Origin of the sequence: Sinorhizobium chiapasense, assembly GCF_036488675.1 — a bacterium.
In the GTDB taxonomy this organism is placed as follows: Bacteria; Pseudomonadota; Alphaproteobacteria; order Rhizobiales; family Rhizobiaceae; genus Sinorhizobium; species Sinorhizobium chiapasense.
This window is the reverse complement of the sequence record NZ_CP133148.1, coordinates 1-14,427: the sequence shown is the minus strand read 5'-3', so window position 1 is coordinate 14,427 and position 14,427 is coordinate 1. Positions and strand designations below refer to the sequence as shown.

16 protein-coding genes are annotated in these 14,427 nt (G+C 62.7%); 8 read left to right on the top strand and 8 right to left on the bottom strand.

Annotated elements, in window-relative coordinates; translation table 11 throughout:
* Positions 1–31: 31 nt before the first annotated feature.
* Complete coding sequence (gene hpf, locus RB548_RS00080; RefSeq protein WP_331375034.1) at positions 32–604, top strand: ribosome hibernation-promoting factor, HPF/YfiA family; 573 nt, start codon at positions 32–34, stop codon at positions 602–604.
* A gap of 174 nt (positions 605–778) precedes the next feature.
* Entirely contained in the window at positions 779–1,243 is a 465-nt protein-coding gene (gene ptsN, locus RB548_RS00075; RefSeq protein ID WP_180939938.1) for a PTS IIA-like nitrogen regulatory protein PtsN, read from the top strand.
* A 10-nt stretch (positions 1,244–1,253) separates the two neighbouring features.
* Here the strand turns inward: ptsN and RB548_RS00070 are convergent, their stop codons facing one another.
* The gene (locus tag RB548_RS00070; protein WP_331373049.1) at positions 1,254–2,096 is read right to left on the bottom strand and encodes a helix-turn-helix domain-containing protein; all 843 of its coding nucleotides are present in this window, start codon (positions 2,094–2,096) and stop codon (positions 1,254–1,256) included.
* Positions 2,097–2,197: 101 nt separating this feature from the next.
* Between RB548_RS00070 and RB548_RS00065 the strand changes: the two genes are divergently transcribed.
* Positions 2,198–2,965 carry an SDR family NAD(P)-dependent oxidoreductase gene (locus RB548_RS00065; protein WP_331373048.1) on the top strand — a complete coding sequence of 256 codons (768 nt, stop codon included), beginning with the start codon at positions 2,198–2,200 and terminating at the stop codon, positions 2,963–2,965.
* A 17-nt stretch (positions 2,966–2,982) separates the two neighbouring features.
* Positions 2,983–4,218 (top strand): D-arabinono-1,4-lactone oxidase, encoded by a 1,236-nt coding sequence (locus RB548_RS00060; protein ID WP_331373047.1) that lies wholly within the window; start codon positions 2,983–2,985, stop codon positions 4,216–4,218.
* Between the two features lie 81 nt (positions 4,219–4,299).
* Here RB548_RS00060 and grpE read toward each other — a convergent pair whose 3' ends face one another.
* Positions 4,300–4,926 carry a nucleotide exchange factor GrpE gene (gene grpE / locus RB548_RS00055; RefSeq protein ID WP_331373046.1) on the bottom strand — a complete coding sequence of 209 codons (627 nt, stop codon included), beginning with the start codon at positions 4,924–4,926 and terminating at the stop codon, positions 4,300–4,302.
* A gap of 154 nt (positions 4,927–5,080) precedes the next feature.
* Positions 5,081–6,160 (bottom strand): heat-inducible transcriptional repressor HrcA, encoded by a 1,080-nt coding sequence (gene hrcA / locus RB548_RS00050; protein WP_331375033.1) that lies wholly within the window; start codon positions 6,158–6,160, stop codon positions 5,081–5,083.
* A gap of 157 nt (positions 6,161–6,317) precedes the next feature.
* Here hrcA and rph point away from each other — a divergent pair, with 157 nt between their 5' ends.
* From rph to hemW, 4 genes are read left to right on the top strand one after another with little or no spacing between them, the layout of a single operon-like run.
* Entirely contained in the window at positions 6,318–7,037 is a 720-nt protein-coding gene (gene rph, locus RB548_RS00045) for a ribonuclease PH (RefSeq protein ID WP_331373045.1), read from the top strand.
* Between the two features lie 15 nt (positions 7,038–7,052).
* On the top strand, positions 7,053–7,469 hold the full coding sequence (locus RB548_RS00040) for a VOC family protein (protein ID WP_331373044.1): 417 nt from the start codon (positions 7,053–7,055) through the stop codon (positions 7,467–7,469).
* A 34-nt stretch (positions 7,470–7,503) separates the two neighbouring features.
* Complete coding sequence (gene rdgB / locus RB548_RS00035; protein ID WP_331373043.1) at positions 7,504–8,148, top strand: RdgB/HAM1 family non-canonical purine NTP pyrophosphatase; 645 nt, start codon at positions 7,504–7,506, stop codon at positions 8,146–8,148.
* 12 nt (positions 8,149–8,160) lie between these two features.
* Positions 8,161–9,342: a radical SAM family heme chaperone HemW gene (hemW, locus tag RB548_RS00030; protein ID WP_331373042.1), complete on the top strand. Its 1,182-nt coding sequence runs from the start codon at positions 8,161–8,163 to the stop codon at positions 9,340–9,342.
* 142 nt (positions 9,343–9,484) lie between these two features.
* Here hemW and RB548_RS00025 read toward each other — a convergent pair whose 3' ends face one another.
* The 5 genes from RB548_RS00025 to dnaA form a co-directional block, all read right to left on the bottom strand.
* Positions 9,485–10,351: a nuclear transport factor 2 family protein gene (locus RB548_RS00025; protein WP_331373041.1), complete on the bottom strand. Its 867-nt coding sequence runs from the start codon at positions 10,349–10,351 to the stop codon at positions 9,485–9,487.
* 55 nt (positions 10,352–10,406) lie between these two features.
* Positions 10,407–10,889, bottom strand: a complete 483-nt coding sequence (locus tag RB548_RS00020) for an SRPBCC family protein (RefSeq protein ID WP_331373040.1) — start codon at positions 10,887–10,889, stop codon at positions 10,407–10,409.
* Between the two features lie 73 nt (positions 10,890–10,962).
* Positions 10,963–12,237 carry an RNA polymerase sigma factor gene (locus RB548_RS00015; RefSeq protein ID WP_331373039.1) on the bottom strand — a complete coding sequence of 425 codons (1,275 nt, stop codon included), beginning with the start codon at positions 12,235–12,237 and terminating at the stop codon, positions 10,963–10,965.
* Positions 12,234–12,608: a YciI family protein gene (locus tag RB548_RS00010; protein ID WP_331373038.1), complete on the bottom strand. Its 375-nt coding sequence runs from the start codon at positions 12,606–12,608 to the stop codon at positions 12,234–12,236. The genes RB548_RS00015 and RB548_RS00010 overlap by 4 nt, the downstream gene beginning before the upstream one ends.
* A 292-nt stretch (positions 12,609–12,900) precedes the next feature.
* On the bottom strand, positions 12,901–14,346 hold the full coding sequence (gene dnaA / locus RB548_RS00005) for a chromosomal replication initiator protein DnaA (RefSeq protein WP_331375032.1): 1,446 nt from the start codon (positions 14,344–14,346) through the stop codon (positions 12,901–12,903).
* Positions 14,347–14,427 lie beyond the last annotated feature (81 nt).

The following is a 14,427-nucleotide window of genomic DNA, read 5'->3' as shown; positions in this document are numbered from 1 at the left end:
CGCGCAAATCACGAACGAGAGAGGAAACTCCATGAGTGTGCGTGTATCCGGCAAACATATGGAAATCGGAGATTCGTTCCGCGCCCGCATCGGGGAGCAGATCGACCAAGCGGTTACCAAATATTTCGATGGAGGATATTCAAGCCAGGTCACTGTGGAAAAGTCTGGCTCGCGTTTCAGCGCCGACTGCAAACTTCATCTCGACACGGGCGTGGTCTTGCAGGCGAATGGCCAGGCGAATGAGCCGCAGGCGGCCTTTGATGCGGCCTCGGACCGGATTGAGAAACGGCTCCGGCGTTACAAGCGTAAGCTCAAGGACCACCACAACGGCAACGGGCAGAACGCCGCCGAAGTGGCCTACACGGTGATGGACTCGGTGCCCTACGAGGATGAAGAAGTTCCGGAGGATTATGCACCAACCATCGTTGCCGAAAGCACGAAACAGTTGAGGACGATGTCCGTCGCGAGCGCCGTCATGGCACTCGACATGACGGACGAACCGGTGCTGATGTTCCGCAGCCCGGGCAAGGCAGACCTGAACATCGTCTATCGGCGTAACGATGGAAATATTGGCTGGATCGACGCCGCCAATATCAAGGCATGAGTGGAAAAGGGGAATGTCGGGGAAGCCGGCATTCCCCGCCGCTCAGATACGCGGACAGCCGGAAAAGCCCGACTTTTCTGTGCATGGTGACCGCCAATATAAAGATGGTTAGAGCCACCAAGACACATTTGTGATGATGTTGTCAGGCTCTAACCGGCGAACGAGGACAAAAGAATGGCATTGGCAGGTTTGCTGCATCAAAATGCAATTATCCCGGCCATGAGGGCCAACTCGAAAAAACAACTCCTTCAGGAATTGGCGGCTAAAGCATCCAAACTCACCGGGCTTCCGGAGCGTGACATCTTCGACGTCATTCTGCAGCGGGAACGGCTCGGCTCCACCGGCGTCGGCAACGGCATCGCCATACCGCATGGAAAGCTCAACAACCTTCCTTCGATTGTCGGCATCTTCGCGCGGCTCGACGCGCCCGTCGACTTCGAGGCACTGGACGACCAGCCGGTCGACCTCGTCTTCCTGCTGCTAGCACCCGAGGGCGCCGGCGCTGACCACTTGAAGGCATTGTCGCGCATTGCTCGCGTCCTGCGCGATCACGACATGGTCGCGAAAATCCGGGCGAGTGATTCCGCCAGCGCGATCTACACGCTGCTCAACGACGACACGACCTCGCACGCGGCATGAACGGCCGCCGTCAATAAAGCTGACGGCGGTTCAAATGATCGATGAAAATCCGGAACAATGCGCCTTGGCTGGAAATGCCGAGGCGACGATAGATGTTCTTGCGGTGGATTCGCACCGTGCCTTCGGCAATGTTCATCGTCTTCCCGATCGAGAGATTGCTGTGGCCACGCAGGATCAGCCGGACGATCGTACGCTGCTGCCTGGTGAGCCGGTCGGCGCAAAGACTGTCGAAAGCCCGCTCGATGACGTCGGATTCGTTTCCCGTCGCGTTTGCGACCGCCATTCCCCGTTGGCGCCAGTTCGAACGAATCGCCTCACGCACGATCGGCTCGTAGAGCCTCAGCCGCTCCAGTTCCTGGTGGCTGAATGGCGCTCCATCGCGGCAGCGCATCAGGGAATAGGTCGCCTTTATCCCCTCCTCGAGCGGGACGACGAAGCCCACCTCCTCGATCAGTGATCCGGACTCCATCGACACGCAGGGATGGACCTCGCCCGACGAGGAAAAGTTCGACTGGAAAAACCGGTCGGGCGCCAGTTCCCTCATCCGCCACAGACCTGCCGGCTTTCCGTTGTTGCAGGCGACGTAGAACGGATCGAGCAGATAGGCGCCACCAAGATAGGCCTGTAACGCTTGCGGCGAGACCCCGTGCGTGTAGCCGTCGTGCAGCAGGATCGGGCGCGCGTCGTAGGGAAAGGCGAAAACGACCGACAGGTCGAAAGGGGCGACCGCGCGCAGCATGGTGTCGAGCGCGGCGCCGAAATCCGGCGTGCCGATAAACCTGATCATCGCGGAGATGTCCGCCGATTCCCTTGCCAGCATCGCCTCAAGCGTTCCCCTCGCCGTATCCCCCATGGGATATCGACAGCCCCCGCTTCGTCAACAATAATTCCCGAAACATGCGATGATGACCTGCCTGCAGCGCCGAGCTCAGGCGGGCGGAAAGGGGAAGCGTGATGGCAGGCAGGCTTACTGGCAAGATTGCACTTATCAGCGGCGGCGCCGGCGGATGCGGGCTGGCCGCGTCACAACTCTTTGCTCGCGAGGGCGCCAAGGTCGGCATCGTCGACCTGCCGAGGAGCAAGGGCGAAGAAGTGGCGGCGGCCATCCGCGCCGAGGGTGGCGAAGCCGTCTTCGCCGCCGCCGACGTTTCCGTGTCCGCCGAAGTCACCGCCGCGGTCGATGCTGTGGAGAGCGCCTTCGGTCCGATCACCGTGCTCTTCAACCACGCCGGTATTCTTGCGGTCGGCCCGTTCCTCGAAACGCAGGAGGAGGAGTGGGACCGACTGATGGCGGTGAACGTGAGGAGCATGTTCCTGGTGACCAAGGCGGTTCTTCCCGGCATGCTCAAGGCTGGCGGCGGCAGCATCATCTGCACCTCGTCGATCTCCGCCGTCGCCGCAACGCCGATGGAGGTGCTCTATGACACCACCAAGGGCGCCTGCCACATGTTCGCCCGTGCCATCGCCGTCGAATTCCGCGACCGCGGCATCCGCTGCAACGCCGTCTGCCCCGGCTTCATCGCGACCGACCACGGCAAGCGCGAGATCGCGGGCCTGAACAAATACGGCGTCGACGTGTCCGAGGCGGCGATCGCCGCCCAGCAGGGGCGAATGTGCGACCCGATGGAGGTCGCCAACGCCGCGCTGTTCCTCGCAAGCGACGAAGCGAGCTTCGTCAACGGTACGCATCTGTTCGTCGACAATTGCTTCACGGCAGTCTGAAAGAGGGGGAGACGGGAATGCTGCAGGCGGGCGGCCACTGGCGCAACTGGGTCGGAAACCAATCATGCATCGTGCGCCACAAGGGTGCACCGGAAAGCGAAGTCGCGCTCGCTGAAATGGTCCGGGAGGCAACCGCCCTGGGCCTTAATGTCCGCTGCGCCGGATCCGGCCACTCGTTCACCCCGGTGGTCGCAACAAGCGGACTCCTGCTCACGCTTTCCGGCATGCAGGGCGTGGTCGGCATCGACCAGGCACGCAAGCGGGTCTCCGTCAGGGCGGGGACGACGATCAACCAGCTTGGCAAGGTGTTGAAATCGAGCGGGCTTTCACTCATCAACCAGGGCGATATCGACAGCCAGGCCCTTGCCGGTGCGCTGACGACCGGCACGCACGGCACCGGCGCCAAACTCGGCAACATGGCCTCGCAGATCGTCGGCATGCGGCTCGTCCAGCCCGACGGCAGCATTCTTGTCGTCGATGAGACCACGCCGGACCTGTTGGAAGCCGCCCGTGTCTCCGTCGGCATGCTTGGGGTGATCTCTGAAATTACCCTTCAAACAATGGACGCCTACAATCTGCATGAAAAGCTCTGGCGCTGCGACTTCGACGAGTGCATGGAGCAGCACGACGAGCTCGCCGCCAAGCACCGCCACTTCGGCTTCTTCTGGTGCCCGGTGCCCGAAAGCCGGCACTGCTACTGCCTGCCGGACACCGCATCGGTCTCAACCACCAGCAAGACTTCCGATGTCTGCGAGATGAAGGTGATCGACATCACCGACCGGCCGCCAATGGAGCAGGCATTCGAAAAGATCGCCTATTCCTCCGAAATCTACCCGATCGAATACATACCCAACTTCCACGAACTCGAATATGCGGTCCCGGTCGCCCACGGCAAGGATGCCGTCCGGGCGGTGCGCAAGCTGATGCTCGAAAAGCACCCGACCTGCATCTACCCGATCGAGTATCGCTTCACGGCAGGCGATTCCGGTTGGATCAGCCCGTTCTATCAGCAGGATTCGATCACGCTGTCGGTCTCGGGCGAGCCCGGCACCGACTACTGGGAATACCTGAAGGACGTCGACACGATCCTGCGCCAGTACGGCTCGCGCCCGCATTGGGGCAAAATGCACTTCCTTGGTGCCGAAGACGTGACGGCGCTCTATCCGCGCGCCGGCGATTTTCGCGCGCTCCGCGCCCGGGTCGATCCCGAAGGCCGCTTCCTCAACGATCATCTCCGGCAGCTCTTTGCCTGAACCGATCGATCAAATGAAGAAACGCCGCGTCTCCGAAGAAAGGCGCGGCGTTTTCAAATTTCCTCGACCTTGTCGGCGGGCTCAGGCCGACGGCGTCCCATTTTCGGTCGCGGCAGCCTTCGGGCCACCCTTCGAAACACCGACCATCGCCGGGCGCAGCACGCGCTCGCCGATGACATAGCCCGCCTGGATGACCTGGAGGACCGTGTTGTTCGGAACCTCGGCATTCGGAACTTCGAACATTGCCTGATGGAAATTCGGGTCGAATTTCTGACCTACCGGCTCGAGTTTCTTCACACCATGACGCTCCAGCGCCGCGAGCATCGAGCGCTCGGTCATTTCCACGCCTTCGATCAGGGCATCGAGGCCGGCTTCGCCGGCTTCCTTCGCCTCGGCCGGGATGGCATCCAGTGCGCGACGCAGGTTGTCGGACACGGCCAACATGTCGCGCGCGAAGCCGGCGACGGAATAAGCCTTGGCATCCTTGACGTCACGCTCGGTGCGACGGCGCAGATTGTCCATCTCGGCGGCCAGGCGCAGGTATCTGTCGCGCAGGTCCGCATTCTCCGCCTTGGCGAGCTCCAGCGGATCCGGCGCGCGCGCAGGAGCCTCAACCTCTTGCGCCTCCGCAGCCTCCGGCGCAGCGGTGTTTGCAGGTTCTTCTGCCGCAGTCGCCTCAGGTCCGTGTTTGTTCGTGTCGTCGGTCATGACGTTCTCCGGAATGTCTCTCTCGTGTCTTCGACATCGCCAAGCAAGCGTAAGTGGCGTTGCTCGATCTAGGTGGTGTCTGGATTTGAAGCCGATATCGAGGTTTGGGGCCGAAAAATCAAGGGCGGAATGCCGCTACTCGGTAATTGCCGCTTCAGCGCGACAGGCGCGACATCAGCTGCGCGGTGTAATCGACCATGGGAACGATGCGCGAATAGTTGAGCCGGGTCGGGCCGATGACGCCGACGGCACCGACGATGCGGTCATCGCTGTCGCGATAGGGCGCGACGATCAGTGAAGAGCCGGAGAGCGAAAAAAGCTTGTTTTCCGAGCCTATGAAGATGCGCACACCCGGCCCGCTCTCGGCGAGGTCGAGAAGCTCGATCAGGCTATCCTTCTTTTCGAGGTCGTCGAAAAGCATTCGAAGGCGGTCGATATCCTCGGCCCCTTCCAGCCCCTCAAGCAGGTTGGCACGGCCGCGAACGATAAGGCGCGTCGGCTTTTCGTCGCCTTCGCTGCCGGACCAGATTGCAAGCCCTCGCTCGACAAGATCCTGCGACAGCACATCGAGCTCGCCGCGCACGGTGGCCTTGAGCTTTTGCAGCTGCGCGCGCACCTCGGCGATGGTTTGCCCGCCAAGATGGGCATTGAGAAAATTGGCGGCCTCGGTCAGTTGCGCACTCGTGACGCCCGCCGGAAGCTCGATGATGCGGTTCTCGACCTGGTCATGTTCGCCGACGAGGACGGCCAACGCCTTGGTCGGCGCCAGCCGGATGAACTCGACGTGCTTCAGCACCGGGTCGCTCTTGGTGGTGATGACGAGGCCGGCGCCGCGCGACATGCCCGAAAGCATCTGGCTGGCCTCGGCAAGCAGACTTTCGACCGGTTGGTCCCGGTCGCCCCGGCGGACCTGGCGTTCGATCGAGGCACGCTCTTCCGCCGAAAGGTTGCCGACCTGCATGAAGGCGTCGACGAAGAAGCGCAGGCCCGTTTGAGTCGGGAGGCGGCCGGCGCTGACATGCGGCGAATAGATGAGGCCGAGGTGCTCGAGGTCGCTCATCACGTTGCGCACGGAAGCCGGCGAAAGCGACATCGGCAGCAGCCTCGAAAGGTTGCGCGACCCGAGCGGCTCGCCGCTCTCCAGGTAGGTCTCCACAATGCGGCGAAAGATTTCACCGGAACGCTCATCCAGCGCCGCCGCGATCTCCTTCGCTTCGGAATTGCGCAGTACCATGTCACTCCGTGCAGCAGTCATTCCTATCCAGCGGAAATATAGTGGTCCGCGCCAGCAATGGCAAAAGGGAAAAATCGATCCCCCCAGCCGATATCTGCCGGTTCCCTTTGCGTTCGCCATGCTCTAGAAGGCTCAGCAGAGAAAATAGGAGTTGACGATGCGGCCATCCGGCAGAAAAACCGACCAAATGCGCAAGGTTTCCTTCGAGCGCAATTTTTCCAAGCATGCGGAAGGTTCCTGCCTCGTGCGCTTCGGCGACACGCATGTGCTGTGCACGGCGAGCCTTGAGGAAAAGGTCCCCGCTTGGCTGCGCAACGGCGGCAAGGGCTGGGTCACCGCTGAATACGGCATGTTGCCGCGTGCGACCGGCGAGCGGATGAAACGCGAGGCGGCAAGCGGAAAGCAGAGCGGCCGCACGCAGGAGATCCAGCGGCTGATCGGACGGTCGCTCAGGGCCGTCGTCGATCTGCCGGCGCTCGGCGAACGCCAGATTTCGATCGATTGCGATGTCATCCAGGCGGATGGCGGCACGCGCACGGCCTCGATTACCGGGGCCTGGATCGCGCTCTACGACTGTCTGAAATGGATGGAGGCGCGCAACATGGTGAAGGTCGAGCGCGTGCTCAAGGACCACGTCGCTGCCATTTCCTGCGGGATCTTCGCCAACCAGGCCGTAATCGACCTCGACTATCTCGAGGACTCCGCCGCCGAGACCGATGCCAATTTCGTCATGACCGGCAATGGCGGTCTCGTCGAGATCCAGGGAACGGCCGAGGGCAAGCCCTTCACCGAAGAGGAATTCGCAAGCCTGATGGCACTCGCCAAGAACGGCATCGCCGAGCTCATTGCGCTGCAGAAGCAGGCAATCGCTGGCTGATCGGAAGGACGAAACTTGACCCCGGCGCTGGAAGGCATTCTCGAAACTGCACTCTATGCGGCGGATCTCGATCGCGCCGAGGCCTTTTACGGCACGCTGCTTGGCCTGCAGCGGATCACCCGAGCCGGCAATCGGCACGTCTTCTTCCGCTGTGGTGCCGGCGTGTTGCTGATCTTCAATCCCGCCGAGACCATCAAGCCGCCTGCGGCGGGGGCGCTTCCCGTGCCGCCGCATGGGACGAGCGGCAACGGGCACATGTGCTTCCGCGTCGCAGCGCAGGCGCTCGACGCATGGAAGGACAAGCTCGAAGCCGCCGGGGTTTTGATCGAAGCGGATATCCGCTGGCCCAACGGCGCCCGCTCCTTCTACTTCCGCGATCCGGCCGGCAACAGCCTGGAATGCGCGGAGCCGGGTCTTTGGGCGATTGATTGAATGCGGCCGCAGCCGCGGGAATGGAACAGAGAGAATGCGCAAACTGGATGACAAGGCGCTCGTCGTCGCGAGCCACAATGCCGGCAAGATCCGCGAAATCCGCGACCTGATCGGCCCGCTCGGCTTCGAGGCGAAATCGGCCGCCGATCTCGATTTCGTCGAGCCGGAGGAAACCGGCACGACGTTTGAAGAAAATGCGACGATCAAGGCGCTCGCTTCAGCAAGGGCCTCCGGTCTGCCGGCGCTTTCGGACGATTCCGGTCTTGCGATCGATGCTCTCGATGGCGCGCCAGGCGTCTACACGGCCAATTGGGCCGAGCGCGAAGACGGCAGCCGCGACTTTGCCATGGCGATGGAAAAGGTGGAAAAGGCGCTCAACGCGAAGGGCGCGGTGACGCCCGAGAGCCGAACCGCACGCTTCGTCTCCGTGCTCTGCCTTGCGTGGCCGGACGGCCATGTCGAGCTCTTTCGCGGCGAGGTCGAAGGCCACGTCGTGTGGCCGCCGCGCGGAACGCGCGGTTTCGGCTATGACCCGGTCTTTCAACCCAAGGGCTACGACACCACCTTTGGCGAGATGAGCGCGGAAGAGAAGCACGGATGGAAGCCCGGCGACAGCCAGGCCCTTTCGCACCGCGCCCGTGCCTTCAAGCTGTTCGCCGAAACCTGCCTCGGCGCCTGAAAGACAAAGACGATGCATGTGACCCCGCTCTCGGCGATCGGTGACAGCATGGACCCCGGCTTCGGGGTCTATGTGCACTGGCCGTTCTGCGCGGCGAAGTGCCCCTATTGCGACTTCAACAGCCATGTCCGCCATCAGCCCGTGGACCAGCCGCGGTTCGTCACGGCCTTCCTCAGGGAAATGGCCGAAGCCCGCGAACTCTCTGGTCCGCGGACGGTCACCAGCATTTTCATGGGCGGCGGTACGCCTTCGCTGATGGATCCGGCGACCGTCGATGCAATTCTCAACGGCATCGCCGATCAGTGGCACGTGCCCGACGGCATCGAGATCACCATGGAGGCCAACCCGTCGAGCGTCGAGGCGACACGCTTCCATGGTTATCGCGCCGCCGGCGTCAACCGCGTCTCGCTCGGCGTCCAGGCGTTGAACGATCGCGATCTGAAATTCCTGGGGCGTCTGCACAACGTCGAGGACGCGCTAAAGGCCGTCCGACTGGCGCGGGAAACTTTTCCGCGCATGTCCTTCGACCTGATCTACGCCCGGCCGAACCAGACCGTCGAGGCCTGGGAGCGCGAACTGAAGGAGGCGGTCTCCTACGCAGTCGACCATCTCTCGCTCTATCAACTGACGATCGAGGAAGGCACGCCCTTCTACGGGCTGCACAAGGCCGGCAAGCTCGTCGTCCCGGATGGCGAACAGTCGGCCACGCTCTATGAGGCGACGCAGGAGATCACAGCGGCGATCGGCATGCCGGCCTATGAGGTGTCCAATCACGCACGGCCGGGTGCGGAAAGCCGGCACAATCTCACCTATTGGCGCTACGGCGACTATGCAGGCATCGGCCCCGGTGCCCATGGGCGGCTGACGATCGGCGGCGCCAAGGTGGCGACGGCGACGGAACGCAAGCCCGAAGAATGGTTGCGGCTCGTCGAAGGACGCGGCCATGGCATGATCGAGCGCGAGCTTCTGGACGCTGAAGCCCAGGCCGACGAACTCCTGCTGATGGGCCTTCGGCTGAAGGAAGGTGTCGATCTGGCCCGCTGGCAGAGCCTTTCCGGGCGCGATCCCGACCCGGACCGCGAACAGTTCCTGATCGAACACGGCTTCATCGAACGGCTCGGCAATTCACGGCTGCGCTGCACCGCGGCCGGCATGCTGATCCTCGACGCCGTCGTGGCAGACCTCGCCTGCTGATGTGTCATGGACCAGGACTGCCCCTCACCCTAGCCCTCTCCCCGTAGGTACGGGGAGAGGGGATTGGGACAGTGCGGCACGTCCCCTTCGCCCCGCTTGCGGGGAGAAGGTCGCGGCAGCGGGATGAGGGGCCGGTAGCTCCTCAGCTATCCTTTTTCACCGGCGCGACGATCGCCCAACTGATGCCGAAGGGATCGCGAAGCTGCCCGTAGTAGTCGCCCCAGAAGGCGACCTCCAACGGCATCGTCACCTCCGCACCTGCGGCGACGGCGCGCTTCCACCAGAAATCCGCATCATCGACGACGAGATGCAGAACCACGCCCTCCTGTGCCTTCCAGGCGTAGCCGAATTCCGGGAACGGATCGCTCAGCATCAGCGCGCCGCCATTGATCGTCAGATGACAGTGAATGAGGCGTTTGCCATCTTCGGCGTATCTGCGGTCCACCTCTTTGGCGCCGAAGGCACGGCCGTAGAATTCCACCGTGGCATTCGCGTCCTGGACGTTGAGATAGGCGATGACGCCGGCCATCGGCGAGCGCGACGGCGCATGCCAATCGACCTCTGACGTCGGTTCGAGGTCGATCGCCGCCTTGTAGCTCCCGTCCATGTAGAAAGGCACGGACTCGTGTTGATGGGCGATCTTCCATCCCTTCTCCGTGCGCCTCAAACCGAGCGTCTGGCGAAACCATAACGCCGCCTTTTCACCGTCCAGTTTCTCGCCGGAGAGATGGGTGAGCGCCGTGGCGAAGGCGACGTCGCCGCCTGCCGAGATCTCCAGCTCCTGAAGCCGGTATCCGAGCGGCCCCTTCCAGGTGGAAAACCACTGCTCGAGGCCCTCGACACCCGCCGCTGCCTCCTTGAGAGGCGGCGCCAGCGAATAGACGAGGCAATTGTCCGTGCCTTGCGCAAGCACGCGGCGCGCATCCTTCTCGCGCATCGCCCCTTCCCAATCGTCGATCACCGCGCGGATCTCCGCGACGGCGTCGGTTCTCGTTCCGATGTCGGACATGGTTCATCTCCTTGATCGATATGAAGGTGGCAGCCGGCGGCCGCCGCCGCTCGTGTCAGAGTTTTGCGACAAGCGCGGCGAGCTGGTCGGCGCATTGACCCCAGCCCTCATGAAAGCCCATTTTTTCGTGCGCCTCCCGGTCTGCCGCGCTCCAGTGGCGAGCGCGGGCCGTGTAGCGGGTCTTACCGCCCTCGTCCTCGAAAGTCAGGATCGCGGTCATGAAGGGTTTCTCCGAAGGCTTCCAGGCTTCGGTATATGCATCGGTCAGGACCAGTTTCTCGTTCGGAATAACCTCCAGATAGACGCCCTGATTGGGGTAGAGCTCTCCCTCCGGGGAGCGCATGACGAAACGGTTGGTACCACCTGACCTCACATCGAGCTCCGCTTCCGTGATCGTCCACGGCAAGGGCGCAAACCATTGCTTCAGGAGCTCTGGGTCCGTGAAGGCGCGATAAACCTTTTCGCGCGGCGCATCGATGAGGCGGGTGAGCACCAGTTCGCGCTCGTCGGCGGGCTTGATGTCGGTTACTGCGGTCATTTCCAATCCTCCGTGGCGGTTTCAGTCCAAGGACGAACGGGGAAATCGGACTCCGACAGCGACAGCCAATATTTTATTGTTTTTCCTTGACCGAGTCCGGGCGACCGGTTTCTGCCGCAAGATGATCGAGCTGCATGCGGATATAGGCAGCCTCCGCCGCGTTGGTCGCGAGCGCTATGGCGCGGTCGAACGCAACACGCGCCTCGCCGACGCGCCCCATCTGCTTGAGCAAAGCCCCGCGCAGGCCGTGATAGTAGAAATAGCCCGAGAGTCTCTCGCCAAGCGGCTCGACCAGTGCCAATGCCGCTTCCGGTCCCTCCCGCTTCGACACGGCAACGGCGCGGTTGAGGGTGACGACCGGCGACGGTTGCAGACGTTCGAGTGTCTGATAGAGCAGTTCGATTTCCTCCCAGTCCGTCAGCTCGGGACGCTCGGCGCGCGCATGAAGCGCCGCAATGGCCGCCTGGACCTGGTAGGGGCCGGGACGCCGGTGGCGCATGGCCTTGTCGATCATCGCAAGCGCCTCGGTGATCATTCCCCTGTTCCACAATCGCCGGTCCTGATCTTCCAGCAGAACGATGGCACCGTGGGCATCGAAGCGCGCTCGGGCGCGTGAATGCTGAAGCAACAGCAGCGCGGCCAGGCCCATGATTTCCGGTTCGGCCGGAAACAGCCTGAGGAGCAGCCGGGAGAGCCGGATCGCCTCGTCGCAGAGGTCCGCCGACACGCCCTCCGGGCCATTCATCGCCGAATAGCCTTCGTTGAAGACGAGGTAGATCATCGTCGCCACGGCCGCGAGCCGTTCGGCGCGATCGGCGGCGTCGGGCGTCTCGAAGGGAATGCCCGCCGCCGCGACGCGCGCCTTGGCGCGGGTAATGCGCTGCTCCATCGCCGCTTCGCTGACGAGAAAAGCGCGCGCGATCTGCCTGACGGAGAGGCCGGAGACGACCCGGAGCGCCAGCGCGATCTGCTGGGTCGCCGGCAGGGTCGGATTGCTGCACACGAAGAGCAGCCGCAGAATGTCGTCGCGGTAATGCGAACCGTCGAGGCGGTCGGCGAGTTCGCTCTCCCGGTCTTCCACGTCCGACAGCATCTCCTCAGGCGGCAGCGCCGTCTCGCGCGCTTGGCGCCGCACCTTGTCGATGCCGCTGTTGCGGCCGACGAAGATTAGCCAGGCCGCGGGATCCCGCGGCGGGCCACTCTTCGGCCAGGCCTTCAATGCCCGGATGCAGGCCTCCTGGAAGGCTTCCTCGGCCATGTCGAGATTGCGAAAATAGCGCAAAAGAGCGCCCATCGCCTGTGGCCGGGCGGAAACCAGTGCGAGGTCGATCCAGGCAGTGTCTGTCATGAGGGAAGCTCACCGGGCTTGAAGAGAGCGAGGGGGCGGATCTCGTAGGAGCCCGAGCTGGGATTGGCGGAACTCAGCTCGCGAGCGAAGTCGAGGGCCTCGTCGAGCGATCCGCAATCGATCAGGTAGAAACCGAGCAGTTGCTCCTTGGTTTCGGCGAAGGGGCCGTCGATGACGATCGTCTCGCCCGTGGCATGGCGCAATGTCGTAGCTGCCGTCGTCGGCAAGAGGCGCGCAACCGGCCCAAGCTTGCCGGCTTCGACATACTTACGTTGGACGGCGGTAAGATCGCGCATGACCCTGTCGTCCTCCTCCTTGCTCCAGGCACTCGTGACGCTTTCATCGTTGTAGCAAAGCACCGCATAAAGCATTGAAAACTCCTCGGCTGATCTGAAGACGAATGGAGCTAGTGATAGCCGACAAGCGAGGCGAAAAAAGAGTCAGTCGATTGCGGAATGGGCCGCCGCCCTGTGAGGGAAATGCGCATGGGCTTGCGCCCGCATCCCGCTCCAATCCTTGCGAACAGATCACGTCGATGGTTCTGGTTCGACTCGAACCGGAACCATCGTGACCAAAAAGCCTGCGTTGCAGCATGCGCGCAACAAAAAGGCCCGGCGGAACCGGGCCCGTTCGTAAGCTTCAGCCTACCCATCCATGGATTGCTTATTCGTTGATCAGCCGCTTCAAGAGTTCGATCTCATGGCTGAGCTTGGTGTCCGCCGCAATCATCTCCTCGATCTTGCGCACCGCATGCAGGACCGTCGTGTGATCGCGACCGCCAAAGCGGCGTCCGATTTCCGGGAAGGAGCGTGGCGTCAGCGTCTTCGATAGATACATGGCGATCTGCCGCGGCTTGACGATGACGCGCGTGCGGCGGTTCGAGACCAGTTCCTGGCGCGAAACGTTGTAGTGCTTGGCGACGACGCGCTGGATGTCTTCGATGCGCACCCGCCGCGGTTCACCGGCATTGACCAGGTGGCCGAGCAATTCGTCGACACGCTCGATCGAGAGCTGAGGCTCGAAGGAGCGGCGGAAGAGCAGCTGGTTGAAAGCGCCCTCCAGCTCCCGGCCGCTGGCGGTGACATTGCGCGCGACATGGCACAGGATATCGGTCGGAATATCGAGCGATGCGTCGTCCTGGCGCGCGGCTTCGAGCCGCCGCTTCAGTATTTCCAGACGCATCTCGTAATCCGGACCTTCCATCTCGATCGCAACGCCGCCCTGGAGCCGCGAGCGAACACGGCTGTCGAGCGATTCCAGCTCCCAGGGTGCGCGGTCGGCCGCAACCACGACCTGCTTGGCCGAGTCGAGCAGCATGTTCAGCAGATGGCAGAACTCGTGCTGGATCGACTTGCCCTGGAGGAACTGCATGTCATCGATCACCAGAAGATCGATGTTGCGCAGCGATTCCTTGAGAGACAGGGCATCGTTGTCGCGGATCGCCGTCGCGAAGCGCCACATGAAGTATTCCGCCGTCAGATAGACGACGCGCGGCGCCCGCGCGCTCTGGAGGGCGGCAATCGCGATCGCCTGCAGGAGATGCGTCTTGCCGAGCCCAACGCTCGAATGGATGAAGAGCGGATTGAAGCGCACCGCGCCGGCACCGGCCTCGGCGATCGTGCGCGCGGCGGCGAGCGCCACGCGGTTCGACGAACCTTCGACAAAACTGTCGAAATTGTAGCGCTGGTCGAGCGGCGAGCCGAAAAGCGGTGCCTGGGTCGGTTTCTGGACCGCAGCCACCGCCGCCGCTGCGACCGAGGCAATTGGCTGGACCATTGCCGGACGACGCGCCGGGGCCGCCGGAGCCGTTTCTGCCGCCACCGGCATCGCTTCTTCGGGGGCAACCGGACGTGCACCGCGTGTCGCGGTGCGGACGAGGATTTCCACCTTCAGAATTTCGCCGTCTTCCTGCTGGAACAGACTGGTGATGAGATCGAGATACCGGTTGTTGATCCAGGACTTCAAAAAAGTCGTGGGCACCGAAAGACGTACAACGCTCTTGGAAATCGAATGGAGCTTGAGACGTCCAAACCAGCTTGCGAAGACATCCGGACCGACCTGAGCTTTCAAACGCGCACTTACCCGCTCAAAAACTGCGTCATGCCGCATGTCCTGTTTTTCCCCCGCCGCCTGAGACTGATTGCTTCCGGCCTGACGCGCGTCAGGTGCCGTCGCCAAATTCATCTGCAT

Bases quoted from the DNA above. Each gene is read 5' to 3' on its own strand.
- hpf (WP_331375034.1), top strand. From the start codon at position 32: ATGAGTGTGCGTGTATCCGGCAAACATATGGAAATCGGAGATTCGTTC.
- ptsN (WP_180939938.1), top strand. From the start codon at position 779: ATGGCATTGGCAGGTTTGCTGCATCAAAATGCAATTATCCCGGCCATG.
- RB548_RS00070 (WP_331373049.1), bottom strand. From the start codon at position 2,096: ATGGGGGATACGGCGAGGGGAACGCTTGAGGCGATGCTGGCAAGGGAA.
- RB548_RS00065 (WP_331373048.1), top strand. From the start codon at position 2,198: ATGGCAGGCAGGCTTACTGGCAAGATTGCACTTATCAGCGGCGGCGCC.
- RB548_RS00060 (WP_331373047.1), top strand. From the start codon at position 2,983: ATGCTGCAGGCGGGCGGCCACTGGCGCAACTGGGTCGGAAACCAATCA.
- grpE (WP_331373046.1), bottom strand. From the start codon at position 4,926: ATGACCGACGACACGAACAAACACGGACCTGAGGCGACTGCGGCAGAA.
- hrcA (WP_331375033.1), bottom strand. From the start codon at position 6,160: ATGGTACTGCGCAATTCCGAAGCGAAGGAGATCGCGGCGGCGCTGGAT.
- rph (WP_331373045.1), top strand. From the start codon at position 6,318: ATGCGGCCATCCGGCAGAAAAACCGACCAAATGCGCAAGGTTTCCTTC.
- rdgB (WP_331373043.1), top strand. From the start codon at position 7,504: ATGCGCAAACTGGATGACAAGGCGCTCGTCGTCGCGAGCCACAATGCC.
- hemW (WP_331373042.1), top strand. From the start codon at position 8,161: ATGCATGTGACCCCGCTCTCGGCGATCGGTGACAGCATGGACCCCGGC.
- RB548_RS00025 (WP_331373041.1), bottom strand. From the start codon at position 10,351: ATGTCCGACATCGGAACGAGAACCGACGCCGTCGCGGAGATCCGCGCG.
- RB548_RS00020 (WP_331373040.1), bottom strand. From the start codon at position 10,889: ATGACCGCAGTAACCGACATCAAGCCCGCCGACGAGCGCGAACTGGTG.
- RB548_RS00015 (WP_331373039.1), bottom strand. From the start codon at position 12,237: ATGACAGACACTGCCTGGATCGACCTCGCACTGGTTTCCGCCCGGCCA.
- RB548_RS00010 (WP_331373038.1), bottom strand. From the start codon at position 12,608: ATGCTTTATGCGGTGCTTTGCTACAACGATGAAAGCGTCACGAGTGCC.
- dnaA (WP_331375032.1), bottom strand. From the start codon at position 14,346: ATGCGGCATGACGCAGTTTTTGAGCGGGTAAGTGCGCGTTTGAAAGCT.